Genomic DNA, 26,372 nt, shown 5'->3' with positions numbered 1-26,372 from the left:
AAAAATTATGAGTCATTCTTCCTCCTTTGAGTCATCTTCTGCTAGTCCTACTATTCCCAAAATGAAGTTTTCCACCAAGTTAGCTTTTGGGGTGGGAGACCTGGGGACGGCGATGACTGCTAATATTTTCGCTTTTTTCCTGTTGTTTTTTCTGACCACTGTCGCGGGACTACCAGCAGGAATGGCCGCCAGTGTACCCATGGTGGGTAAAATTTGGGATGCGGTTAACGACCCAATTATCGGGGTTTTAAGCGATCGCACTAAGCACCCATGGGGACGGCGCTATCCCTGGATGATTTTTGCTGCGGTTCCCTTTGGCATATTTTTCTTTTTAATGTGGATCGTACCTAGTACCAATACCCAGACTCTGTTTTGGTATTATGTAATTATTGCGATCGGCTTTCATACCGCTTACACCGCAGTTAATCTCCCCTATGCCACCCTCACCCCCGAATTAACTCGCGACTACAACGAACGTACTAGCCTCAATGGGTTTCGCTTTTCTTTTTCTCTTGGTGGTAGCATCCTGTCTCTAGTTTTAGCTTTTGTGATTTTTGATGCTATTGAAGACCCAGCTACCAGATATATGGTTTTGGGTTTACTCTGTACTATTATAGCAGTCCCACCCATATTTTTATGTGTTTGGGGAACTCGCGATCGCGTCGCCCAGGTACAGGCGGCCATGGGAGAAGTTGATGAACCTACATCTTTACCCCTCTCGGAACAGGTCAAAATTGCTTTTAGTACCCGTCCTTTTTTGTTTGTCATCGGCATTTATTTATGTTCTTGGTTGGCGGTACAACTGACGGCTGCAATTCTCCAATATTTTGTAGTCTATTGTATGGAACTTCCCGAAGTCTATTTTACTCAAGTGGCGATCGTCGTTCAGGGAACCGCTTTATTAACCTTATTTATGTGGAGTAAAATTAGTGAAAAATACGGCAGAAGAATTGTATATATCAGCGGCATGGGATTTTGGATAATTGCTCAATTATCTTTATTTTTTCTACAGCCAGGACAGTTGTTTCTGATGTATTTTCTCTGTTTTATTGCCGGATTGGGAGTATCTACCGCTTATCTGATTCCCTGGTCTATGATTACGGATGTTATTGATTATGATGAACTAAAAACCGGACAGCGCCGCGAGGGAATTTTCTATTCTTTTATGGTTCTCCTGCAAAAAATTGGTTTGGCTTTGGGTATTTTTATGGTAGGTAAAACTTTGGATTGGGCGGGTTTTATTGAATCCGTAGCTGGTCAACCTATACCAACTCAACCCGAATCAGTATTATTGGCAATTCGATTGGCGATCGGACCTCTACCTATGATCTTATCTATCGTGGGAATTATCCTTACCTATTTTTATCCAATTACCCGAGAATATCATCAAGAAATCTTACTGAAATTATATCAGTCTAATATTAATGAATAATTAATAATGAATAATTAATAATGAATAATTAATAATTGTAGGGGCGGGTTCTACTGCTTCCTAGGCTCCCAACCAGAAGAGGAAGAAACCCGCCCTCTGGGGTTCTACTGCTTCCTAGGCTCCCAACCAGAAGAGGAAGAAACCCGCCCTCTGGGGTTCTACTGCTTCCTAGGCTCCCAACCAGAAGAGGAAGAAACCCGCCCTCTGGGGTTCTACTGCTTCCTAGGCTCCCAACCAGAAGAGGAAGAAACCCGCCCTCTGGGGTTCTACTGCTTCCTAGGCTCCCAACCAGAAGAGGAAGAAACCCGCCCTCTGGGGAGAGGGAGGGGGAGAATGATTTAGGGTGAGGGTAATGTTTAGTGCGATTTCCCGGCTGTATCAAATGATGTATTATGACCCTAATCTTTGGGGTGTATTTGAGATTACAATAATCTATTTTTCAGTCGTCTGATAATTTGCAAATCTTGTAAATGTGGAGTTACTCCTATTTCAGTTGATACAGGTTCCCTGTATTGTAGACAGTCTATGACAATCAAAGCCATGACAATGAAAAAAGCATGACCGAGATACTCTATCATGGTATTTGAGGCCAATTGACGAGGGCAATTCGGGGAAGGCGAGGCCATATCCCCTGTGGTGGTTTCTTCTGTGGGTAGAAGAGTCCGGGATATAACAATGTTCTCAGAATTGTGAACAGGTGGGGTCAAATCAGTGCTAGACATAGGTTATTAATTAATGTGGTACTAACCTGCTTATCATCACTCTGGAAAATTCAAATTCCGGTTGAGAAAATCTTAATTTTTCGGGGAGGTGTCCCGGTGAAATAAAAGTACCCCGTCGCGACTATATCCCAATTGAAACTCTGGGATATTTTGAAGTTTGACGATGAGACCGTCCACAAGTTCCTGTGAACTATTCCAGCCTGGGTAAGTAGAGTTGAGTAAGACCCACTCAAACTGGGTGAGGTCCAAACTTTCCGCCCCTTGGGTAGCCAACATCAAAATCTGGCGGTGGGTCAGGTGGGGGGCGATATGGTCTGCAGTTAAGACGCTTCCGGGACTGTTGACGAGGGCGACAGCTTCCCGCGAGGGGGAAACGGTGTCAAAATGTTGGAGATATCGCGACCAAAAATAACCGTATTTAGCTAAAGCCAAGAAAGCTACTAGAGACCATAACATAATATGGCGGGGGTTTCGTAGCCAATGGGAGTTACTCCCTAGGGCGGAAATTACGGCTAGTAACAAAAATGGCAGTATGGGGACAGAATAATGCTGGGTGAGGTTTTTTTGTTGGAGACTACTGCTAAGGAGGTTAAGGGCTAAAATTGGTAATGCGCCGATGATGGGGGTTAAATGGCGGGGTGAGAGTCCCCACAGCAGGGGAAGTATCAATAGCAAGAGATATTCTAGGTTGGCTAATGTGAAGAGTTGTCGCGCCACCAGTCGGGGTTTTAAGAAGAGGTTTTTGGCAATTTCTGTGACTGAGTTACCTAATTCACCATATCGCGCGACGGCTTCGGGTTGACCGCCGCTGAAGTGGGGGATGATGATACCTGTGGCGATTATAAACCATGTCAGCCCTAAAATTATGGCGATCGCACCACATCTACGTCTGTTTTCAAATAGGAATAACCAAACTCCCATAGCCGCCACGGTTAGGGACAGGACGGCTTTACAGCCCAAAATTACCAAGACCACTAGGGAAAACCACAGGACTTGTTTCGCCCTGGCTTGATAAACGGCGACCAATAACAGGGGAAGCGCGATAACTTCTGGGTGAAAGTCGAATAAGTTGACGTTGAAAATCAGGGGATATAGCAAATAAACTATCGCCATTAAGTTAGCTTGGGTTGGCTTTAAACCCGCCTGTAAAGCCAGCCATTGGGTTGGTATCGCCCCGACTGATAGGGCTATGGCTTGGACTGCAAACAGCCAGTGTACATCGGGATATAGCTTGTAAAGCAGCGCTATGGGGTATAAAATCCAAGCTGCATGGTCGCCGAGTATGTGGATACCCCGAAAGGTGACAAAGGGTTTCTCGCCTTGGCTAATTAGATAAATGCCATTATCGAAAATTCCTAAATCGAAGGCGTTGGACTGAAATAGGGCGTGTCGCCAACTGCTACCAAAAAATAGGACTAAGCTAGTTACGAAAATGATTAGGGGTAAGGAATAGGTCGGAAATAGGGCTTTTCTCATTCGTCCTCGCTGGAAAATGTTGATTAAAATTGTACATTTTCCACAGGGTACACCGATTTCTGAGTTGGGCTGTTAAATTAAGGGGTTGTAGATCAGATTCTGGGAGTTAGACGGGTTGAAGTTAACTGGAAATATGGGAAAAACTTTGATGATGTGGGGTCGTCATCCTAAGTCGGGGTGGATTTTATCTATGGCTGGGTTAGTGGCGATCGCCATTATGGCTTTTCTGTGGCATCTTGGTAGTGTGGGTTTGGTGGATGAAACGGAACCTTTATTTGCTGAAGCCGCCCGTCAGATGAAAATCTCCGGTAATTGGATTACTCCCTATTTTAATCAGGAAACTCGCTTTGATAAACCGCCTTTGATTTATTGGTTAATTGCCCTGGCTTATTATATGGTGGGGGTGAATGAGTGGGCGGTAAGATTACCTTCTGCTATCTCAGCGATCGCTTTAATGGTAGGCTGTTTTTTGACTCTACAACAATTCGGAACTACTACCCACCCACATCTCAAATTTTCCCAGATTAAGCCTTCTGCTTGGATAGCTACTGCCTTAGTGGCTTGGAATTTACAAACTCTCATCTGGGCGCGTCAGGGAGTTTCTGATATGTTATTAAGTGGCTGTATGGGTTTGAGTCTCTTTAGCTTTTTTTGGGGATATGCCACCACTAAAGAACCGGCTCATAATCCCGCTATTAAATTGATGGATAAACTCAGAAATTGTTGTCACTGGCAATTTCCGAATAAATGGTATTTAGGATTCTATATTTGCACAGGATTAGCCGTATTAGCTAAAGGTCCTGTAGGTATTGTTATCCCCGGCTTAATTGTGGTGGTTTTTCTGGCTTATGTAAATCGCCTGTGGTCAGTTTTGCCAGAAATGGGAGTGATTTGGGGTGGGATTATTTTCGGATTAATTACTGTCCCTTGGTATATTTTGGTAATTATTGAAAATGGTCAAGACTATATAAATTCGTTTTTTGGTTATCATAATGTCCAGAGATTTACCAGTGTTGTTAATGGTCATAGTGCGCCGTGGTATTTCTATTTTATCGTGGTTTTAATCGGGTTTTTACCCTGGTCTATTTATTTACCCATAGCCATATATCGGCTGGGATTTTGGCGGCGTAATCAATGGATTAATCAACCCAGAAATCAGCAATTGGGTTTATTTGCTTGGGTGTGGTTTGCCTGTATTTTTGTATTCTTTACTATCGCCGTTACTAAAATTCCTAGTTATGTGCTGCCTTTGATGCCTGCGGCGGCGATTTTAATCGGGATTTTTTGGGGAGAAGAATTTGCCAAAACTGGAAATTATATTAATCGTAAAAATCGCTGTTTTTTCAATACAGCATTAGTCAATATACTGTTTTTAGTGGTTTTAGCGATCGCCATTATTTACAGCCCCCAATTTATCGGACCCGACCCAGCCGTTGAAGATTTAGCATCAGTAGTTAATAACTCTGGCTTACCGATAAAAGGTGGTATAATCTGGACAGCTACCGCTGTTTTAATTGCTTGGTTAATACGCGATAAACGTCAGTGGCGACTAATTATTGCAGCCAACCTCATCGGGTTTATTTTATTCTTTAATATGGTGTTTATACCCGGCTTATTTTTGGTCGATGAATACCGACAAATACCTCTAAAAAATATCGCCCAAAACTTGGCAACTTTCCAACAACCCCAAGAAGAGTTATGGATGATTGGATTTGCTAAACCTACCGTAGTATTCTATTCTCAGCAACCCGTCCATTTTTTCAGAATCAACGACTTTTTGAGGGCGGAAGGTGAACCCCTCTTGCATATCCTTGATGTCCTACAAAACACCTCAGAATCCCCCACAGCCCTCGTAGTTAGTCGCGCCAAGGATTTAGCCAGAATTGGACTACAACCGGGAGATTATCCGATTTTAATAGAACAGGGAAATTATCAACTGGTTCGCATTTCCAAGCAAATTTTATTATATCGTGTTATTCACCATGAATAATTAATAGCCCAGAAATCATGTAGGGGCGGGTTCTGCTGTTAATGACATCAAAGGGCGATCAGATGAATAAACCCGCCCCACCCGATAATTAATAATTAATAATTAATAATTAACTCGCCCCACCCGATAATTAATAATTAATAATTAATAATTAACCCGCCCCACCCGATAATTAATAATTAATAATTAACCCGCCCTATTTATGGGGTTCTGCCGTTAATGACATCAGAGGGGGATAATATGAATAAATCCGCCCTCTGGGGAGAAGAGGATTAGGCAAAAGTTGAATTGCCAAAATCCGGGGGTATATCCTGAATACGTCCAGGACCGATCGCCTGTATAGCCTCTTTTAAAACCACATCTCCAGTATATAAAGCACGGCCAACAATGACATCAGTTACCCCCAAGGGTTCTAATCCCAATAACCCTAATAAATCAGTAATGCTACTGACACCGCCGGAGGCAATAATAGGGATTGAGACGATTTCCGCAACTTCCCGCAATGCCGCTTTATTGGGACCCTGTAAAGTCCCATCCCGGTGAATATCAGTGTAAATAATGGTAGCCACGCCCAACTGTGCCATTTGGTGGGCTAGGTCTGTGGCTTTGACCTCAGAAGTTTCCAGCCAGCCCCTAGTCGCCACTTTACCATCACGGGCATCAATTCCCACAGCAATTCGTCCGGGAAACTCAGCGCATAACTCAGCTACCAATTGGGGATTTTCCACGGCTACGGTCCCCAAAATTGCCCTTTCTACCCCTAAATCAAATAGGGCGGCGACAGTATCACGACTACGCAACCCGCCGCCGACTTGAATCGGGACTTTGACAGCTTTGGCGATCGCCCCAATAGCCGCGTGGTTAGTAGGTTGTCCAGTTTTCGCCCCATCAAGATCAACTAAATGCAGACGAGTAGCGCCCTGGGACACCCATTCCTGGGCGACAGCCACAGGATCTTCATTAAAAGTCTCGGCTTGGGTGTAGTCTCCCTGATACAAGCGGACGCAGCGCCCTTCTAATAGGTCTATGGCGGGTATTACATTCATTGGCGATTGATAAATTGGAACAAGGTTAATAGCTTTGAAACTCCCGCCGTTAATCGCTAAAGCCATCTAACGGGGGATTCTTGCTTCTTTCAGACTGCCTCTTAACTATACCACTCAATTACTCTTGAAACCTCGGTAAGACCGACTCCACAAGCATTTTAAACTAGGTTTCTTCTCCCGGCTATGTTGTACCCTCACCCTAGTATCTAGGCGGTATTGTTTCCTCTAGTTACTGGTCAAAATTCACCTCTTTGTTAAGGCGATCGCTTCTAACGGGAGTCATATAACTGCGTCAGACTCCTGGCTATTTATGCGGTTTCTGGGTCTTTCTCTTCCATAACCTCCGATAAAAGGGTTGATAGTTGAGTATTCAGACGGCCGGATCTGACAAATTCCGCATAGGTTTCCGCCTCAATATCAACTAATTCTTCCTGAAGTAATTCTATGGTCAACTCTTGCAGTTTGGGTTCTTGTGATAGTAACTGCTGAGTTTTGGTCGTGATAGCTTCTAATTTAGATTTAATCAATTGGGCTTGATGTTGATAAGCATCAGGGTCTAATTCCTGCTTAACAACCGATTGGGAGAGGTGGTTTTGTACTCGGTTTAGGGCTACACGACGGGCTACTAATTCCAGATATTCTTCACGCAAGGGTTGGTCGCTGAGGAGTCCTAACCACTTTAACAAAGGCTGGGTAGTTAAACCCTGAAATAGTAGACTAAATAAAACCACCCCGAAGACTGTCGCGATCAGATTTTCCCGTTCAGGTATAGCTACGGGAACACTCAAGACTAGGGCGATAGAAACGGAACCTCGTAAGCCTCCCCACCACAGCATAGTTTGATTTTGTAGGTCTATTTCTGATTTGGCTAATGTGTTACTGATGGCGGTTAAAGTAAATGTGGATATTACCCTAGTTAGCATCATGGCTAGGACGGAAACCGCAATGGGTTTTATGTTGGTTGCTAAACTCGCAAATTCAATTTGAGCGCCAATTAATAAGAAGACGATTGAGTTCACCAAAAATGCCATAAATTCCCAAAACTCGCTGACGATTAATCGGCTACGGGGATTCATACCAATTCGGGAACCAAAATTTCCTAAAATTAACCCTACTACTACTACGCCAATAACTCCAGATCCGCCTAAGTCTTCGGTGACTACATAGGTTCCATAGGCGGCTAGGAGGGTGAGGGATTGTTCTACTAGGGGAGAGTCAAAACGCTGAGTTAGATAGGATATCCCAAACCCAATTATCCCCGCAATAACTACGGCAATTCCTGTAAATGATAAGAGTTTTAAAACGATCGCCGCCGGGGATATTTCGATGTTTCCCATAGGAAAACCGACTAAGATGATGAAGGCTACAACGGCTATGCCATCATTAAAGAGGCTTTCCCCTTCCATTAAGACTCGCAGACGTTTAGGCGCTCCTAATTCCTTCATTAGGGCGACTACTGAGATGGGGTCGGTGGCTGATAAACTTGCACCTACCAACAAAGCGATCGCTATCGGCATTCCTACCGCTAAATCTAAGCCAATAGCTATCCCTACTACACAAATGACTACCCCAATAGTTGCATATAAAAATACTGGGAATAAATCTCGTTTTAGGTCTCGCCAATTCAGATTCCAGGCGGCTTCAAATAGTAAGGGAGGTAGGAAAATTTCCAGGATTAGTTCCGGTGATAATTGGATTAGGTGGATGTCTTCAAAGGCTAAAAACAATCCGACAATTACCAATAATAGGGTAAAGGGGATTTTGCGCAGCCAAGGGAATAGACGAGACATGGTGGCTACACTGAGGGAAATCAGCAAGACCAGCAAAAATTTTTCAAGATTCTCTTTGATACTGATCTCAGCGATCGCAACTTCTGGAGTCATAGTTTAAGATAGTAGCGACAACCACATCATACTATCACATTTACTCAGGATTGGAAATTATTAGCCATTACTTATTTCTAATGATTTTAGGTTATAATTATGGTAGGATGATTATAGAATTATATGATTGTGGCGTTTTAAAATTCTGGTTCTACTTCGATAATTTCGGTGTACTCAAACTGATTGGGACTGAGTTTAACTAGGGGATAGTTAACGCCTTGTAAATTAATGATATCTTCCTCACAATCTGGTTTGGATGAGTTGTAAACTAGGATATATTCTCGCCCAATTCTGGGTTGAATTTCTCTAGCGACTTCTCCTCGCCATTGGGTTTTGGTGACTAATACAACTAGCTGGTTAGCTAACTCTGGAATAATGCGGGCTATTTGGCGGCGGTAAATTTCATCTAAACTACCAAAAGGGGAATCCATCACAATGGGAAATGTACTGCTATCTGGTCCCATAAGGGTATTTTTTTGACTCCATTCTCTAACACCTTCGATAATTCCGCCAATAAAGGATAGACTGAGAATTTGATTTTCTCCGGTGGAAGAGGCTACCGGCGCATCTTCTCCAGAGGTTCTTTCCACTAATTTAAGTTCGTATTTGGGGCTGAGTTGCGGTTGATAGGGGGTAAAAGAAATTTTGGCAAAAATATTTTGCACTCGGCTTTCTAACTGTTGACGGAATTGCTGATCTAAACGTTCCAGGACTTGAGATAATCTGGCGATCGCATCTTCCGTCGCCGCAATGCGTCGCTGCGCTGTTATCTGCTTCATCTCATTCATTTGTTGGCGATCTATTTGTTTCGATAGTTTCTCGCATTCTTGAGTGAGAGTGTCAATTTGTTGAGAATTTGAACCCATTTCTCGGTTCAGTTCACCAATGCTGCTTTCGATTTCATCTAGGCGTTTTTGCAGTTGTTGAATATCCTCATCTGGGAAATTGCGTAGTTTTTTCTTAATATCATCTAATCGGGTTTCTATTTGGGATAATTCCGCCCTATTTTTGCTGATAGATATTTGATGATGGTCAATTTCTTGCCAAAATTCTGCTAGTTGGCGATCCACATCATCAACTTGGGTAGACATACGGATAGCGGTTTCTTCAATATCTGCCATTCCGGCTTTATTTAACCAACTTTTGAGGCGATCGCATTCCGAACTTCCTTCTATTATAGGAGTTCCACAAATGCACTGCTGGCGGTTAATTAACTCATTCACAAATTGCTTAGTAATTCCTGTCATCAACTCTCCCTTTTCTCGCATTCCTGAAAACAGGTTACGAAAATCAGCGATCGTATCTGACAACAAAACCGGATAAGCCCTAGTTGATAACAGTTTATTAATCGATTGTTTCGACTTTTTTAAATTATCTCTGATTGAAATAATTTGACTCTCTAACTCACTTCGCAATTGTTGCAACTCCGCCGCCCCACTTAAATCTAATAAATGGGCATTTAGGGTACGTTTCAACTGTTCATGATGTGCTAATTCTATTTCGATTTCCTTTTGTCTTTTCGACAAATTATTGATTTCATCTTCCCGCTTTTTTTTGTCGTTTAAAAACTTTTTTGTCTCAGGATTACCAATTATCGATAAATCCGTTTCTAAAGACTTTCTCGCTTCCTTTAAATGTTTAATACCCCTATTTAATACCTCCACCCCCAATAACTCTTTAGTAGCTTCCGCAATTTCCGCTTTTCTCTCATCCCTAACAATTTGCTCTATACGTTCTCCATCAAAAAAGAAATACTGATGTAAACTCATCGGTAAAATGCGATTAATAATCTCTTCTGGTGGCTGCGGCGGCAAAGTCCAGCGCCCATCATCTCCCGCCACCTGCATATATAACTCACTGTCAGAATGTTCGATTTCCCCATGTTGTTTATAGGCGCGACAGACCCGTTTAACCTGATAGCGTTTATGGTCATGTTCAAAGATAACTTCCACCCAGCAACCTACCGCCTTCCCCGGTTCTGCTTCCGTTAGCGATCGCTTATTAACCAATTGTTCCGAAACCGCAAATGCTGCACTAAATTTCTCATATAAAACCCAGCTAAACGCATTAAGTATCGTCGTCTTACCCGCACCATTATTCCCATAAATTACCGTAGTATTTCGTTCCCCTTTAGCTAAATATATAATCGGGCTTTTTCCGTAAAATTGCCGAAAGTTACACAACTGAATTGATAGTAAATTCATTGTATGACCTCTTTAATAATCTTGAGAACATCATCATTAATGTTCCAGGGACTTTTCATATATAGTTTATCTCTTTCCGCCTGCAAAACCCTTTCGATAATTTCCCGAACCTCTGGTGGTGCATCTGTAATCGGGTCATGAACTAATGTCTGATTAGCGTTTTCTCCATAGGTAGATTTTGCCTCCGAGAATACATTAGAAATCGCGTGAATTAAACCCTCTGAGTATTGGTAAGACATAGACTATTCCAAACGTGAGTTATCGATGGTTTTTTACTAGCGAAAAATAGGCGATTTAACATAAATATATTTCATTATACCACAACCCCCATAATCACGTCAACTCTGAGACAACCAGAGATCATGTCTGGGCGGGTTATGCTGTTAATTAGACTTGGCACCAGTCAAAAAACCCGGTTTTTTAGAAAAATCTTGGTTAACAACCAGAAAGCCCGATAAAAACCGGGTTTTTCCGTCCCCGAAAACCACCCTCGGGGGTGATGGTTAATGATGGATGATTTATAAATCCAATAAACCATAGCGTTTTTGTAGTTGTAATAACTTCACCCTAGCCTCTCCTGCATTGTCCGCAATATCAGCAAACTCCATAAACCGGATTAGCTCTTTTTTTAACAAATTCCGTTCAACATCTAACGTATTTCTGCCCAAGTCTGGCGGTAAAACAATCATATCAAAAACCGTCGCCCTATCCTTTCCGGGATGAGGTCTAAGAACCCGTCCTCGACGTTGAATAAATTGGCGGGGGTTGCTGCTACTTGCCAGAATTACCGCATGACGAATAGCTGGAATATCTACCCCTTCATCAAGACAGCGAATAGCTACCAAACCCTGTAGTTGTCCTGATTCAAATTGTTGCCGCAATTCTTCCCTTTTTGCCATAGGAGTAGCGGCGGTATAGGTATTAACACGATAGCCTAATTCTGACCCTAATAAAAAGACGATCGCTTCTAGTTGTCGGTCAAAGCGAGTGCCTTTTTCCGTGATACCATCCCCACAATAAAATAGCGTGTGGCTGGTCTGTAAACGATTACTCATTAACTGTCTCAGGGCTTTAACTTTATTATTAGCAGCCCCAATTATTCTCGCCCTTTGCATCAATAGCGCCGTGATATTTTCGTTAGTTTCCCAGTCCTGATCATTGTCCATTAAAGCCCAACCAATGCGAGTAGTTAGGCGGGAATAAATCAGAGTTTCAGCCGGGGTTAATTCTACCAAAATCGGATAGTATAAATAATGAACTAACGCCCCTTGGCGGATAGCTTCAGCCAGGGTAAGTTCCGGTTGTAAAACCCGACCAAAATACTCCATTAAAGCATTTGTACCCTGGTCATCAAAATGACGTTCTGGGGTAGCAGAAAGTGCTAGACGTAAACCGATATGTCGTGGTAAACTAGCTTCTAGGCGAGGCGCACCTAAGTTGTGGGCTTCGTCGCCAATAATCAAAGTTTTGGGGGGGAAATACCGCAGTTGAGACTGAAAGCTATCGGAAATTAGGGTGGCGTTAGTGGTGATGACTGCGAGAAAGGGGAGATGACCCGAACTTATGTTATAAAGGGAGGTAGATAGGTGTTTCTGCCAATTGTGGACGCTTTCAAAGGCGAGTAGGGGAGTCATCCCAAATTTCTGGGCTTCCCGTCCCCACTGAGTCACTAGGTGGCGATAGGGACAGATAACTAAAACAACTTGTAAGCCAATTTTATGATATAATTCAGAGGCGATCGCTAAGGCTGTGATAGTCTTACCCGTACCCGTTGCCATTTTCAGGGTTCCCCGTCCCTGGTTAGCAAACCATTCGGACACCGCCTGACGTTGGTAGTGTCTCAGGTGTATTTGTGGGGGAATGACAGGGATACCAGGTAGACTCACCGCTGAAACACAAGCCCTATATAAATATCAAAAATCACCCATCAAAAATCAATCATGATCTGATTCCCAGTCAGGACAGGAGTCACCCTCCACACCTAATGGGTGCATTCCACAAACTAACAAATTCCCGCCGTAGATTTTACCATGATAGTGATTACATCCGCGACAGGCTGGGTTTTGGGTGGCGCTGGGGTGAACATAGGTGACAAAGGGATCAAAAGTTTCCTCTTCCTCAAGATCATCTAGTTCCAAATCTAAGTATATATCCAGAATCGGCTCAAGGATATCATTTAAACACTGGTCTAAGTCGGGAATCAACTTATTCTGGACTTCCTCAGCAATTTCTTCGGAAAATTGGGTCAGGTCATCCATGATATGATTAAATTCTTCCGTCGCATATACAAATAACTTTTCCACCTCAAGAACTGTGGCTTCTATACTCTTAACCAACTCATTAGACCAATCTTCCATTAGGCTTTAGCGGCTAACTGCTTCAATATTTGACACTGATACATTTACGCGACATTTATCCGGCTATTGCCTGACAATGCGACGATAGCACTATTACCCGTTAAGGTAACAGAGGCGGTATCCCGCAAAGCTTTTAGAAAGATTCCAAAAGCACCGTTCCAGTCCCTGGGTAGAGTGAACCCGCACTCCGGACATCGGAACACTTTTGAGCCACCTAGCTGGGAATGGACATGACCACAGTGAGTACAGGTTTTGCTGGTGTATTCTTCCGTCACATCTACAACTGTGGTTCCAGTTATCTCGGCTTGATGTCTCAGGGTTAGTTTGAATCGATAATGCGCCCATGTCAGCATGGCTCGGGCAGTCTTAGACCTGATTAGACGCTTCACCTTGGCAACCATATTGGAAGTCTCGAAGGTGGGCAAAAAAATCAGGCTGTGTTATGGGATGGCCAGGGATGCGACCCAATCAAGCAAGGGGTTGAAGTCCTCACCGGGTAGTCCCCACGCCCATTTCAGCTCTATTTCATACCCGAAGGTCTCGCACCATACTTGGTATTATACCGTATGGCCGTAAAATGTTAACCTAATTTGAGATGAAATCATGCTCTTGAGCTAATCATAGCCCTTTTTGGTTTCCCATACTCAGGTCTTACAGGATTATTTGACTACTCCCCGCGCTAAAGCGACGGGGATTCCCCGGAGGGATTTCAGAACTTCCGACAAGTCGGACTCCTAGGCGAAGTCAAATACGCCTCTATAGGTTGCCCGAAGGCTTCCTTTTACTTATTTTCATTCAATCACCTTTTGTCTCTCGCCAATGAAACGTCTTTGCTGCCGACATTTCTGCATGATGCAAGTCTGCCCTCACGGGATGTTAAGCCCCTTTCATTTGGGTCATAGAGAAGGCGATACCATTCTATCATAGTCATTGCGGCTAAAGCCGCCGAGTCGTTTTTCCGCCCCGCTTTAAAAAGACGGAGCTACCAAACTCCCGAATTTTTGCCGTGTCAAGGATAAACCCATCTTACACAGAGCGATCGCACTTCTGGATAAATTAAATCAATCATTTTCCAAATTACGCAACTCATCCTTGAGTTTATCAACCTGATCGCGCAAGTCTTCAATATTATCATCACTCGCCGGCGCTTCTTCCTCATCATCAATAATTTCGATGCGACGAGGTTGCGCCGACTGAGGTGGTGTAGGATTATAATCAGCGCCTGGTTCTTGTGCTTGTCGGAGAGCATCGTCAACAAAACGGCGGGCTTCTTCCGTCGTCATTTCGCCACGTTTCACCAGTTCATCTGCTAATTTTTGGGCTTCTACCTGTAACTCAGCCAGTTTATTCCCCGCCTTTTCCCCGGCGTAGGAAGCCAAACCAACCCCAAGGTAAACTGCTTTTTGGACTAAATCTCCAAAACCGGGCATAGGGAAAAACTCTCCAGGCAATAATTAGGGGAAGTTAAAAATGGGAGTGACCCGGATTCCACGCCTATCAGAAGCATCCCGTGTTGCTGCTACCTTCCGGTCCTGACAAGATTTAGGCGTTCTGACCGCATAGGTCCAGGCCACAAAATTTATTATAACACAGAAATTCACTGTGCAACCACACACCACTCAAAAATTTCGTAAGTCACGCAATTATTAACCACCAGAGGGTCATCAGCCACAATAGCTTGGGCGGCGGCCATAGACTCAGCCTCAAAAAGCAACATTCCGCCACCTCGCCGGACCCAATAGCCGCTGCGCGCTTGATGTCCTTTAGCAGCCAACTGCTTGACATACTCGATATGGGCGGGGACATATTGATCAAAAACCGCCTTTTCGACAATTCCAGTTTCAATTTTGGCAAACCAAGGCATAATCGTGATTAATCTAATGTTTTAATCGTTAACACTTGGGGCGGACTCGCGTCTGGGGGATACAGAAAGTCAAATTCCACCTGTCGCCGTGTTCGGGGTTGAATGTCTAATTCAATCAAAGGTTCCCCCTTTTGTCCTCGGTTTTGGACTAGGTGAAAGTATCGGCTAACTGTAGTTCCCGAATCATCAGTATAGCGGAAACGCACTGTTCCTCTGAAAAATACCCGGCTGGGAGGTTCCTCGAAAAATTGCACTCCCCCGTCGGTGAGTTCATTACTTTTGAGGGGGGTTTCCATGGTGAGGACTACGGTTTTAGGGGTATTGGTGGGATTGGATAAGTCGAGGGTTAGGCTATATTGAATGCCATAGTTCCCATGGGCTTGATAGGCGGTATCCTCATAACGAACTACCATGGGGGCGCTTTGGTTTTGGTTGGTTCCTAATTTACCTCCAGGTAGGGAACTGAAAATATAGGAAATGGCTTGACCGGGTTTGGGAATGGTTAGGTTAGTTATCTCGGCTTTCCAGACTGAACCTAGGGCGACTCCAGCAACTCGACCATAAATGATGTTCTCTGGACTATTCGGGGGGGTGGGTGCTAGGTCGCGGGGAGTTACTAGAGAACCATTCTGTAATAATTCTACCCATGATTCTAGGGCGGGGCTAGATTCGCTACCGTCGGGGTTTTGGATGGCAAATTGAGCTAGACTAGCTATATGCACTGCACCGCTACTCTGGAGCCGCATAAGAAGCGATCGCCCATTGAGAGGTGGTTCTAATGTTTTTACCGGAATAGGGGCTTTAAAGACCATCTGAAACTGCTGTGGTGGAATGATTACTTGGTCGGGAGGTGATGACTGTCCCCCTACTCGCAAAATCTCCCCCATGACTCGACTTCCTGGACCTGCAAATACTGTCCCATCATTGTTGTCTAATACGGGGGGTAAGGGGATAAATGGTGCGTCTGGTTGGCTGAGATAGCTGGCTGCTTGTAATATCTCTAAGGTGACCGGTTCGCTGGTGGGGTTGTAAGCTAATAAGCCCAGATATAGGGTGCGTAAGTCTTCGGGGTCTGTAGGTCGAGCGATATGATGGGCAAAAATGTCGAACCTACCGTCAAAGGGAAAGTTAAGATGGGCATTGGTTTGGGTTTTACCTTCGGGGGGAAAGGTTGATAGTAAGATACCCTCGACTGGTACAACTTCCGGGCTATTGCTATTGAACACTGGAATATTATCTAGTTGACCAGGAAGGGGACGCACTTCTTGGGGTCGGGTGATGACTACTGGCGGCGGGGGGGTGACTGACAGGATTAGGGGGGCGATCGCTAATGGTAGCATAGAGTGGTGATGATCAGAATAATTTGGACTATTAACTTATGGATTATACTGATTGTAAAATGCTTTGTGCATGGTAGGATACTTTTTTCGGCAAGTCGAGGGCTAACATTCGTGCTATGGTAGGACTATGAATGGCGATCGCTTAAATCGGATCAATCGGAAATCTTTAAATGTCACATCACCACGACTACAAGGATTAGTGGATCGGTCTATTGATGTGTTAGAGTCTCTGTTACAAGACCGGGAAGTGCCACCTTTAGACCGGGCGGCGATCGCTCTGAAAATCCTGGAAGCGACGGGGGGTGATCTTCGTCAAACTTTACCATCTGTTAATGTTAATATACCCGACTCTCCCCTAGTTTTGGGTAGTTATGTTCAGATGGAAAATTTCTTGTCTCCCTCAGAAAATAAACAGGCTTTACAAATAGCGATCGCTTCCGCTGACCAATTTGTGGCATCCACAACTACAACCGGGGCTGTCAACTACCGAGAATCGTCGATTCTATATGCGACTAAGTTCCCCGAATACTATAAATTTATGAAAGGTCGCATTTTAGAAACTTTACCGCAGGTATTATCTCAGTTGAAACATCCCCCTTTTACCGTCGCAGAAGTGGAAATGCAGCTAACCGCCCACCACAATGGTGGATATTATAAGATTCATAATGACTCTAGTAGTGCCAAAACCAAAACTCGCACCATCACTTATGTCTATTATTTTTATGACGAACCCAAAGCCTTTACCGGCGGACAACTGCGACTTTATGAAACCGAGTTACGCAATGGTGTCGCCTACAACAAAGAGACCTTTAAGACTATTGAACCCATTAATAATAGTATCGTGTTTTTTGATAGCCGTTGCAAACACGAGGTCATCCCTGTTAGTTGTAATTCCCCCAACTTTAAAGACGGTCGTTTTACCCTAAACGGTTGGCTGCGGCGGGGGTAAGACTAACACATCAAAAACCTGGTTGAGTTTTTATCTATAAGCGTTCAGCAATTCCAGATTAATTAGTAGCAAATACAATGCCAGCAAATCGGAGGATTAAATAAGTTGTGAATGACCAGTTACCCCCTCTCCTCAATAAAGCGATCGCCTCAGAAAAACGCCTAGATAATTTATTATCAGATTCTCTAACTTTAGTCGAAAATGCCCTAAATAGTTCTGAAATATCTCTATCTGAAAGAGTCGAAATAGCCTTAAAAATTTTGGATATCTCTGGTGTCTATCATCAATTAAATCGCCCCCAAAATTCTAATGATGATCCCGAAGTTGCTGAGACTAGCACCACAGACACCCCTAGGTTATTAGAAGCCAACTTTATCCAGGTTGACAACTTTTTATCACCCGAAGAACAAGCAGAAACCTTTAAGATAGCCTTCCAAAATCATGATAAGTTTTTCCCGTCTGGAGTCGCCAACAACGAAGAAAACACCCGCAAATCTTCGGTTTTGCTGGTGCAAAACTTTGATGAATACTATAACAAAATCAGACATAAAATTCTGCAAATTAGACCCCAAATCTTAGCCCAACTCAACTTACCGACTTTTTTGGTTTCCTGGGTGGAAATGCAAATGACAGCCCATAACCATGGAGATTATTATTATATCCATCAAGACATGGATGGCGAAAAAATTGCCAATCGAGTTTTGACATACGTCTACTATTTCTATGAACAGCCAAAAGCCTTCTATGGTGGAGATTTAAGGATTTATCCCACCTACATTAATGGTGATGGTTATACGATTGGTGAACAGTTTGTTACAGTGGAACCTCGCCATAACAGTATCATCTTTTTTGATAGTCGCATGAAACACGAAGTTCTCCCAGTTTTCTGTCCTTCTGGGAGGTTCGAGGATAGCCGATTTACCATTAATGGTTGGATTCACCGTTAAAATAACCCTATAGGGGGGGTTGACAATATACGGAAACTGATGCTATAGTATTGACATAATCTTTTTTCATAATCGATAATTTGCGTAAATTTTAAAATTGCAAATATTCCTATTATCTAAAATAATAACAGAAGTCACAAGCAAAAGCAACCTACCCCCCCAAAAAAAATTTTTTTGCAACATTTCTTAACATTTTGTTACAAAAATAAAATTCACGATGCGATCGCCTGAGAGAAAGTTATGGTAGGGGCGGGTTCCGCCGTAGCGTGTTCGGTTCACAGGGGTTAGCCTAGTAAACCCGCCCCAGAACCCACCCGACAACCAGCACCACGCCATGGTAGGGGCGGGTTCCGCCGTAGCGTGTTCGGTTCACAGGGGTTAGCCTAGTAAACCCGCCCCAGAACCCACCCGACAACCAGCACCACGCCATGGTAGGGGCGGGTTCCGCCGTAGCGTGTTCGGTTCACAGGGGTTAGCCTAGTAAACCCGCCCGACAACGCACCCGACAACCCGCCCGATAATGCGCCCGATAATGCGATCGCCGTACCACGCCACAATCAAAAATGGACATAGCAGGTTCCCACAATTTAAGATTAAAATGTGAGATACTTCTTAACATTGTCTTAGCACGCATCCGACAATTATTTCAAATCACCGTGATTGATCTCGAGTGTTTTCCCTATAGTGTTGGACACGAAAATGATGGGGTATGTTTGTTGTTACGCATGGGGCCCCATCACATTTTGCTTGATTGTGGTTTGCGGGATATTTCGCCGCTGCTAAAATCTTCCCAAGGATGTATAGCTGACTTGGTGATTTGTTCCCATGCTCATGCGGATCATGTTAGGGGTTTGTTGGCACTACATGAAAGCTGTCCAGAGTTACCAATTTATGCCAGTGATGTTACTAGCCAATTGTTACCCATCAACTGGCCAGAGGAACTGTCATCAGGGCAAATGCCGAAATTTTGCCAATCCCTACCGCTGCGAACAGAAGTCCGACTGAAGGAAGGACTAAGCATCACCCTATTTCCTGCTGGTCACCTGCCCGGCGCGACTTGTATGCTGCTGAAATATAATGCACCGAATCGCACCTACAAGTTATTTTATACGGGGGATTTTTTCCTATCCAATTCTCGATTAGTGGAGGGTCTACCCCTAGGGGAGTTGCGGGGACTCAAGCCGGATGTGCTAATTTTGGAAGGGAGCTATGGAACTGCACGCTATCCCCACCGCCGCCAATTAGAAAACCAACTAGCCGAAAGAATTTATCGAGCGATCGCCTCTGGTTATTCTGTACTAATTCCCACCCCAGCATTAGGGTTAGGTCAGGAATTATTAATGCTACTGCGTTCCCACCACTACTTCACAGGTAGGGATATTGACATTTGGGTTGATGGTCAAGTGCAAACCGGGTGCGATATATATTTAGAACTGCTACCCCACTTCCCAGCGAATATACAGAACTTTGCCCAACATCAGCCACTATTTTGGGATGAGCGAATCAAGCCTCGTGTCCGTCGCCTCTCCCCCGAATTGTTGCCAGAACTGGAGCAGTCACCCTGTATTGTGATTGTAGATGACGGGACGGATATTGAACAGTATTTGCGCTATCGTCCTCGGTTGTGGACGTTATTTTTATCAGAAACTCCCGGACACACCAGAGAAATATCGACCTTGGTCAATTCTGGAGAAATTTTGTTAGAAAGCTATTTTCTGGCGGAACATTGCGACGGTCCAGGAACTACCCAACTGATTCATAACCTGCGACCCCAGCACGTGATTTTTGTGCATGGTTCTCCTATTTATTTAGCGGATTTAACCAATTTAGACGAACTGCGGAACCGCTACCAATTGCATTACCCAGCAGCAGGCGCACAGGTTCCATTACCCATTGGGGAGACTTTTCTACAGCCGACCCTCCCAGAAACCCATTATCAGGGGGAGTTAACGGAGTCGGCTACCGAGTTAAATATTACCCTACCCAATGCTTTGTCTGTCGATCCACGGTGGTCTACCTTTGCAGATACGGGAATTGTGGAGGCCAGATGGCAGGGGGAAGAGTTAGTTTTGCGGGGAATTTCCCAGCGGGAATTTCTCAGCAGTCAGAGCGATCGCACAATGCCATCAGACTTAGACTGTTGCGGGAATTGCCAATATTACCGAAGCCAGCGTTGTTGGAACCCAGTTTCGGCTTTATATGGCTTTAAAGTCACCCCAGAGGGTTACTGTCCGGTGTTTGAGCCATTAGCTCCCCGAGACCAGTAACATAAGGGACTATTCGCGATCGGAGTCGGTGGAAGGGTTACGCAGTTGCTCGGCTTCTGGACATTCATCAGATACCTGTAGCTCGAAATAGCCACGGGGAACTGATGCCAACTTTTGACTAATAGATCCGATGCTCTCGAGGCGCACGATTTCTTCCCAAGAAGACACTTCGTCATCTTCTTCTGTTTCGTAGCGCAGCGTGACCAAATCCCCCTCGATATCAAGAATATGGGCTTTTTCGATCCACCTTTGCTGGTCCCGCAAAAAGATGCAGACTTCGCGGCCATCACAACAAAGTTGATAGATCTTGCGATGTAGCATTTTTAACTTAATCCTGAGAAGTTCGCTGGCTAGGTCAAATCGCCATATTAAGGCGTTGGTCTGATGGGGATGATTATAAGTCATCCATGCGCGCTTATTGTACCTGATGTTTGACTGAATCCCATCTGTGTAATTTTATTAATAGCGCATCATTGCTTATTATTATACAGTGTAATCACAAATTTCGGTATCACTCCGATCCATGCGGAGGCGGGAAGTTATTAATCTAGCCGGAAAAAGATCTCAATTATGGTTTACGCACAAAATTTATCCCAACCTACAGTATTTGACCTCGCGCGATCGGGTGATTTTCGGGCGATCGCCTATCTGATTAATAGCTACCTAGCCCCCCAGGGGATACAGGCGCGGGTCATCCCCGATCGCAAAGGATGTTTACAGGTGCTGGTAGAGTTTCAACAAGAACCGATCGCCGATAGAATTATCAAATATATTTGTCATGTCCTGTGGAAGCTGAACTCTCCCCAGGTCTTGGGGGTAAAAATTGCCGGTCGCTTCATGGGTCAACCAGATATCCTGTGGAACCAATCAGTTCGTATTGTCACACCCGCCGCGCGTCAACGTTCCCGGAGATTAACGCCGAGAGTATTATTAAACCGCCTAGACTTTCAAACCCTGCGGACTTTGCTGCTAATGACCTCAGTAACCGCTACTTTAGTTCTGGGATGTTGGGTGAGTTATTATGAGGTAATTGGTCGGGATGCTCAAGCTATGACCTATTCCCGTGGAGCCGGGCGGAGGCAGTCGGGTCAGGTAGTGATGACATCTCCCCCAGTCACTAGACCTAATCAGGTGCGGGCAGCTTTAGAAACTGTCCCCGTGATTCAACATGAAAATGTATTAAATCCAGAAGACCCTACCGTAACATTAATGTTTGGGGGAGATGTGAACCTGGCTAGTTCCTTTGCTCAGAAAGTTGGTGATAATTATAGTTGGGCTTTTTCCGAACTACAGGAATATCGGGATGCGGATCTAGCTATGGTCAACTTGGAAAATCCTTTGACCAGAGCCACTCTGGCACGCCCTAATCGACAATTTAATTTTAAAGCTGATCCAGAAGCAGTTAAGGTATTAACAGAAGGTGGCATCGATCTGGTCAATTTAGCCAATAACCATATCATGGATTACGAAGAAGCAGGACTGGTGGAAACTCTGGAAACCTTGCAGCAAGCCGGTATTCATGTGATCGGAGCAGGGCGAGATCTCGTGGAAGCGCGACGACCGAAAATTATTGAGGTAAAAGGACAGCGGATCGCTTATTTTGGCTATTATGATGCTGATTTGAATGCGGCCGGGGAAAATCGGGCGGGAACTAACTCTCGTGATAATGAACAGATCGCCGCAGATATTAAAGCTGTGCGTGACCAGGTAGACTGGGTAATTGTTAATTATCACTGGGGAGTTCAACTTTCTGATTATCCCGGAGATTGGCAAATTGATCTGGGTCGCTATACCATTGACCAGGGAGCCGATGTGGTGATTGGACATCATCCCCAGGTTCTTCAGGTGCCGAGATATATAAAGGCAGACCAATTGTTTATTCCTTGGGAAATTTTATTTTTGGTGGTAACAATCGCAGTGATTACGATACAGCCATTTTAAGGGTTTCACTAAAGCAAAATCGGAAAATGAAGGTGGAATTTTTACCCGTTGAGGTGCGAGGATATCAGGCTCGTGTAATGCAAGGGGAAAGCGCCAAGGCTACTTTACGCCATATTGAGCGCATTTCCCGGATTTTTGATCAGCCGATGCCGTACCAGGTAGTCCTGAAGGCTCGTTCTACTGAACCCGCTTTGAGTGATGCTATAACTACTCCTGAAGTACATCAGGAAACTTTGTCCCCTGGCTTATCAGGGAATGCGGCGGGTATCACTACTATGTTAGATGATGCTCCTAGTGAATCGTCCCTTGAGGCTGATAGTCCGACAAATACATGGTCGGAAACTTCTGGGGAGTCTGAGCAGTTGCGGCCTTTTATCAAAAGTCCTTTTATTACCGAACCTTTTATTTCTCCCCCTCAACCTGAAGCGAGAACTTCACAACACAGTTACAATGATTCCCAGTCGGAAATTTCCGGCTATTTAACAGCCGGGTCTCACCGCCAAGCTAAATGTGATCAGTCGATCGCTAAAACCGATAGGGTTTCTCCTCTGGCTCATAGTGGTGAGGCTATTCGTCTTCCTCAACTAGGGTGTTAGAGGTTTATTGGTCAGGATCTAAAACTTTCAACAATGTCAGCGTGCGTCACCCCATGTCATTTGTCGTGTTTCCGGAAAATTATCACTCTGTGACAGCACCCGACAAACTGCACTAAATTCCCAAGGAAGAATAAATTACTGTGTTTGCGATCGCACTTAACCAAAAACAATATAAGACCTATACCCTATGTGACCATAAGGCAGAGTCCTGTCTGGAGGTAGTACCGGAAAGGGGTGGGTTAATTACTCGCTGGTCAGTTAAAGGTGAAGAACTGCTATATATGGATGAGGAAAGGTTTGCTGACCCCAGTTTGACCGTCCGGGGTGGTATTCCGATTCTGTTTCCCATCTGTGGAAATTTACCCGATAATAGTTATACTCACCAAGACCGGGAATATGGGCTCAAACAGCATGGCTTTGCTCGTGATTTACCCTGGACGGTGAGAAAACAGGACCAAACTAACGCCGCCTCCATTACTCTAGGGTTAACTAGCAATGAGGAAACGCGATCGCTATATCCCTTTGACTTTGAATTAGAGTTTACTTATACCCTCAAGGGAAACGGGCTAGAGATTTTCCAGCGTTACACTAATCTATCCGGGTTAGTGAACAGTATGCCCCCTGAGTCCATGCCTTTTTCAACCGGTTTACATCCTTATTTCTGGGTCCCAGATAAAAGTCAACTGCGTTTTCACATTCCAGCCATGCAGTATTGGGACCAACCCACCCAGAGTCTCCACGATTTTCGGGGTTACTTTGATCCTAATGTCGAGGAAATCGATGGCATTTTTGGGCCTTTGACTGGGTTAGGAGCGACCATGACTGATTTAAGTCGCCATTTAAGATTATCCCTCAACTACAGTGCTGCTTATTCCCGTGTAGTCTTTTGGACAGTCAAGGGTAAGGATTATGTTTGTCTCGAACCTTGGACTGCACCGAGAAACGCTATGAACACTGGAAAACTGCTAACTCACCTAAAGCCGGGAACCAGTTGCGAGATGGTAGTTTACCTGATGGCAACTTTTTTATAGAAAATGTTTGACAACCAAAATTAGCTGTGCTACTATAGAAAACTGTGTGAGATTAGAAAAAACAACTGGGTCGCTAACTCAATGGTAGAGTACTCGGCTTTTAACCGATTAGTTCCGGGTTCGAGTCCCGGGCGACCCATTTTCGCTCTGTTTTCAGTGATAATTGCGTAGTTAGCTCCGCGCCGACAGGGGAGCGTCGGGATTAGTCACCTTTCCATTGAGGGGGGGCGGCGGTAAGCCAGCTACGATGGGCGGAAAATTGACAGATTCATCGTTGATGGTATGATGGATACACCTGACACGGCAGTAAATAGCGAGGAAAAACTGCTATACTCGGTTTGGTGGGTAGGAAGCCCGGGCTGTAGTTTGAGATTCAGCGTCGGGTAGTTCAGTAAACATAACTTGATACAATTAGCCATAAATCGTAAAATTGTTTTAAGATTGTTTTAATCAAAACCTCAATTAGAGATTAAGAAGACTTAGGAGGAGACTTTATGGCGATAGTACCGATGCGGTTGCTGCTAGATCATGCTGCTGAGAATGATTATGGCATCCCGGCTTACAACGTTAACAACATGGAGCAGATCCAATCGATCATGCAAGCTGCTCATGAAACCAACAGCCCCGTGATCCTGCAAGCATCTCGTGGTGCTCGCTCTTATGCTGGTGAAAACTTCCTGCGCCACCTGATCTTGGCGGCGGTGGAAACCTATCCTCATATCCCTGTGGCTATGCACCAGGATCATGGAAATTCCCCCGCCACTTGCTATTCTGCAATGCGTCATGGCTTTACCAGTGTGATGATGGATGGGTCTCTGGAAGCTGATGCCAAGACCCCCTCTGATTTCGAGTACAATGTGCGGGTAACTGCTGAAGTCGTTAATGTAGCTCACTCCATTGGTGTGAGTGTAGAAGGGGAACTGGGTTGCTTGGGTTCTCTGGAAACTGGTATGGGTGACAAGGAAGATGGTCACGGCGCGGAAGGTGTCCTGACTCGCGACCAATTGCTGACCGACCCTGATCAAGCGGTTGAATTTGTAGAACGTACTCAGGTTGATGCTTTGGCTGTAGCCATTGGAACTAGCCACGGTGCTTATAAGTTCTCCCGTAAACCGACTGGGGAAATTTTGGCAATCAGCCGCATTGAAGAAATCCACCGCCGTTTACCAAATACCCACTTGGTGATGCACGGTTCTTCTTCTGTTCCCGAAGATCTGATTGCTTTGATCAACCAATACGGTGGTCAAATTCCTGAAACTTACGGTGTTCCGGTTGAAGAAATCCAGAAAGGTATCAAGAGTGGTGTTCGGAAAGTGAACATTGATACTGACAACCGTTTGGCGATTACTGCTGCTATTCGTGAAGCTGCGGCTAAAGATCCTTCTAACTTTGACCCCCGCCACTTCATGAAGCCTTCTATCAAGTATATGCAGAAGGTTTGCGCCGATCGCTATCAACAGTTCGGAACTGCTGGTAATGCTGACAAGATTAAAGTTCAAACTCTCGACGAGTTCGCGGCTAAATATGCTAGTGGTGCTTTGAGTGCAACTTCTAAAAAAGCTGTGGCTGTGTAGTTAACTTATGTTAACTCAGAGATGGGTTTTTAAATAATTAATTTAACCCGGTTTTATGCCGGGTTTTATTTTTTGAGGAGGTTCGAGAAACAGGTTGATAGGAGAGGGTGAATTCATCAAAAGGGATTATAGAGGAGATTAGGGATAAATTTGGGGGTAATTTTCTGGCTCGACAAAATTACCATCACAATCAGACTTTTCTCGATATTCGATCGCCTTAAAATCGACTTGATCCCATTGATATTTAGCAAAAGATCCACAATCTCCTATACCCCGATATTTGGTAAAGACAGTTAAAACACCCTGAATAGGGTCATAATCAACCAAACCGACGACCTCATCCATCTGAGTTTCTACCCTTTGACCACTAGAGTTAATTTCAAATGATGGTAATTTAACCCGCGAGACCTTAACACCCTGATTAGTTTCTCGATAGACAAAGAAATTATAATTATTTTGGTAGGCTGTTTGAAAGCAGAGTAATTGTACCAAATATCCCTGAGTTCCCAAAGGATAAGCAAAGGAACCGACTTGAAAGGGGAAAGAAGTACCACCGGGACAAAGGGTTAATTGGTCACGATTGCTGTAAAAATACTGCATTATGGACTCAGGAACCCGAAAAAAAGGATCACCTTGCTCAAGGTCTTCGTCGATCGCTTCTGGAGTAACTTGCTCAGGTTGACCGGAGGGAGCATGATTTAATCTCAAATTAGGTTAATATTTTAGGGCAATACGGTATAATAAGCGAGAAGG

At 44.4% G+C, this 26,372-nt stretch carries 20 protein-coding genes, 1 tRNA gene, 1 other RNA gene and 2 pseudogenes; 9 read left to right on the top strand and 15 right to left on the bottom strand.

What is annotated here, in order from left to right; genetic code table 11:
- The first annotated feature begins 7 nt into the window (after positions 1–7).
- Entirely contained in the window at positions 8–1,432 is a 1,425-nt protein-coding gene (locus NLZ44_RS06615) for an MFS transporter (RefSeq protein WP_046320798.1), read from the top strand.
- A 422-nt stretch (positions 1,433–1,854) separates the two neighbouring features.
- On the opposite strand, the gene NLZ44_RS06610 is transcribed toward NLZ44_RS06615, so the two are convergent.
- Together NLZ44_RS06610 and NLZ44_RS06605 are read right to left on the bottom strand one after the other, a co-directional pair.
- The gene (locus NLZ44_RS06610; RefSeq protein ID WP_493752241.1) at positions 1,855–2,154 is read right to left on the bottom strand and encodes a hypothetical protein; all 300 of its coding nucleotides are present in this window, start codon (positions 2,152–2,154) and stop codon (positions 1,855–1,857) included.
- A 72-nt stretch (positions 2,155–2,226) separates the two neighbouring features.
- The gene (locus tag NLZ44_RS06605) at positions 2,227–3,630 is read right to left on the bottom strand and encodes a DUF2079 domain-containing protein (protein ID WP_493752240.1); all 1,404 of its coding nucleotides are present in this window, start codon (positions 3,628–3,630) and stop codon (positions 2,227–2,229) included.
- Positions 3,631–3,763: 133 nt separating this feature from the next.
- Between NLZ44_RS06605 and NLZ44_RS06600 the strand changes: the two genes are divergently transcribed.
- Positions 3,764–5,620: an ArnT family glycosyltransferase gene (locus tag NLZ44_RS06600; protein ID WP_493752239.1), complete on the top strand. Its 1,857-nt coding sequence runs from the start codon at positions 3,764–3,766 to the stop codon at positions 5,618–5,620.
- A 272-nt stretch (positions 5,621–5,892) separates the two neighbouring features.
- Here the strand turns inward: NLZ44_RS06600 and hisA are convergent, their stop codons facing one another.
- From hisA to NLZ44_RS06545, 11 genes and pseudogenes are all read right to left on the bottom strand, one after another.
- Positions 5,893–6,666: a 1-(5-phosphoribosyl)-5-[(5-phosphoribosylamino)methylideneamino]imidazole-4-carboxamide isomerase gene (gene hisA / locus NLZ44_RS06595; RefSeq protein ID WP_174447167.1), complete on the bottom strand. Its 774-nt coding sequence runs from the start codon at positions 6,664–6,666 to the stop codon at positions 5,893–5,895.
- A 308-nt stretch (positions 6,667–6,974) separates the two neighbouring features.
- Positions 6,975–8,549: a cation:proton antiporter gene (locus NLZ44_RS06590; protein ID WP_046320787.1), complete on the bottom strand. Its 1,575-nt coding sequence runs from the start codon at positions 8,547–8,549 to the stop codon at positions 6,975–6,977.
- A 137-nt stretch (positions 8,550–8,686) separates the two neighbouring features.
- The gene (locus NLZ44_RS06585) at positions 8,687–10,753 is read right to left on the bottom strand and encodes an AAA family ATPase (protein WP_493752238.1); all 2,067 of its coding nucleotides are present in this window, start codon (positions 10,751–10,753) and stop codon (positions 8,687–8,689) included.
- Complete coding sequence (locus NLZ44_RS06580) at positions 10,750–10,992, bottom strand: hypothetical protein (RefSeq protein ID WP_006624028.1); 243 nt, start codon at positions 10,990–10,992, stop codon at positions 10,750–10,752. Before NLZ44_RS06580 ends, NLZ44_RS06585 begins: the two co-directional genes overlap by 4 nt.
- Before the next feature lie 279 nt (positions 10,993–11,271).
- The gene (locus tag NLZ44_RS06575; protein ID WP_008053176.1) at positions 11,272–12,639 is read right to left on the bottom strand and encodes a DNA phosphorothioation system restriction enzyme; all 1,368 of its coding nucleotides are present in this window, start codon (positions 12,637–12,639) and stop codon (positions 11,272–11,274) included.
- A gap of 48 nt (positions 12,640–12,687) precedes the next feature.
- A complete protein-coding gene (locus NLZ44_RS06570; RefSeq protein WP_008053173.1) occupies positions 12,688–13,110 on the bottom strand; it encodes a hypothetical protein in 423 nt (140 codons plus the stop codon).
- 44 nt (positions 13,111–13,154) lie between these two features.
- A pseudogene (locus NLZ44_RS06565) lies at positions 13,155–13,550 on the bottom strand (zinc ribbon domain-containing protein); the annotation flags it as partial.
- A 621-nt stretch (positions 13,551–14,171) separates the two neighbouring features.
- Entirely contained in the window at positions 14,172–14,540 is a 369-nt protein-coding gene (locus tag NLZ44_RS06560) for a phasin family protein (protein WP_006624043.1), read from the bottom strand.
- A gap of 45 nt (positions 14,541–14,585) precedes the next feature.
- Positions 14,586–14,682: signal recognition particle sRNA small type (gene ffs / locus NLZ44_RS06555), an RNA gene on the bottom strand.
- A gap of 25 nt (positions 14,683–14,707) precedes the next feature.
- Entirely contained in the window at positions 14,708–14,974 is a 267-nt protein-coding gene (locus NLZ44_RS06550) for a YciI family protein (RefSeq protein ID WP_046320791.1), read from the bottom strand.
- Positions 14,975–14,982: 8 nt separating this feature from the next.
- Entirely contained in the window at positions 14,983–16,314 is a 1,332-nt protein-coding gene (locus NLZ44_RS06545; protein WP_108614745.1) for a DUF3370 domain-containing protein, read from the bottom strand.
- A 127-nt stretch (positions 16,315–16,441) separates the two neighbouring features.
- Here NLZ44_RS06545 and NLZ44_RS06540 point away from each other — a divergent pair, with 127 nt between their 5' ends.
- The 3 genes from NLZ44_RS06540 to NLZ44_RS06530 all read left to right on the top strand — a co-directional run bounded on the left by NLZ44_RS06540 (position 16,442) and on the right by NLZ44_RS06530 (position 20,477).
- Positions 16,442–17,263, top strand: a complete 822-nt coding sequence (locus NLZ44_RS06540) for a 2OG-Fe(II) oxygenase (protein ID WP_108614746.1) — start codon at positions 16,442–16,444, stop codon at positions 17,261–17,263.
- A gap of 107 nt (positions 17,264–17,370) precedes the next feature.
- Positions 17,371–18,210, top strand: a complete 840-nt coding sequence (locus tag NLZ44_RS06535; RefSeq protein ID WP_008053167.1) for a 2OG-Fe(II) oxygenase — start codon at positions 17,371–17,373, stop codon at positions 18,208–18,210.
- A 563-nt stretch (positions 18,211–18,773) separates the two neighbouring features.
- Entirely contained in the window at positions 18,774–20,477 is a 1,704-nt protein-coding gene (locus tag NLZ44_RS06530) for an MBL fold metallo-hydrolase (protein ID WP_493752237.1), read from the top strand.
- A 9-nt stretch (positions 20,478–20,486) separates the two neighbouring features.
- Here the strand turns inward: NLZ44_RS06530 and NLZ44_RS06525 are convergent, their stop codons facing one another.
- Entirely contained in the window at positions 20,487–20,798 is a 312-nt protein-coding gene (locus NLZ44_RS06525; protein WP_035760090.1) for a DUF6679 family protein, read from the bottom strand.
- A 249-nt stretch (positions 20,799–21,047) separates the two neighbouring features.
- On the opposite strand from NLZ44_RS06525, the pseudogene NLZ44_RS06520 reads away from it, so the two are divergent.
- The 4 genes and pseudogenes from NLZ44_RS06520 (at position 21,048) to fba (ending at position 25,619) form a co-directional block, all read left to right on the top strand.
- Positions 21,048–23,014 (top strand): annotated as a pseudogene (locus tag NLZ44_RS06520) (CapA family protein).
- Positions 23,015–23,154: 140 nt separating this feature from the next.
- Positions 23,155–24,045: an aldose epimerase family protein gene (locus NLZ44_RS06515; protein WP_493752236.1), complete on the top strand. Its 891-nt coding sequence runs from the start codon at positions 23,155–23,157 to the stop codon at positions 24,043–24,045.
- 67 nt (positions 24,046–24,112) lie between these two features.
- Positions 24,113–24,184: transfer RNA gene (locus NLZ44_RS06510), tRNA-Lys, on the top strand.
- Between the two features lie 355 nt (positions 24,185–24,539).
- On the top strand, positions 24,540–25,619 hold the full coding sequence (fba, locus tag NLZ44_RS06505; protein ID WP_006624033.1) for a class II fructose-bisphosphate aldolase: 1,080 nt from the start codon (positions 24,540–24,542) through the stop codon (positions 25,617–25,619).
- Between the two features lie 138 nt (positions 25,620–25,757).
- Here the strand turns inward: fba and NLZ44_RS06500 are convergent, their stop codons facing one another.
- Entirely contained in the window at positions 25,758–26,327 is a 570-nt protein-coding gene (locus NLZ44_RS06500; RefSeq protein ID WP_493752235.1) for a DUF1176 domain-containing protein, read from the bottom strand.
- Positions 26,328–26,372 lie beyond the last annotated feature (45 nt).

It is taken from the genome of Arthrospira sp. PCC 9901 (genome assembly GCF_059013425.1).
The sequence above is the reverse complement of the archived record's forward strand: the minus strand, read 5'-3'. Positions and strand labels throughout refer to the sequence as shown.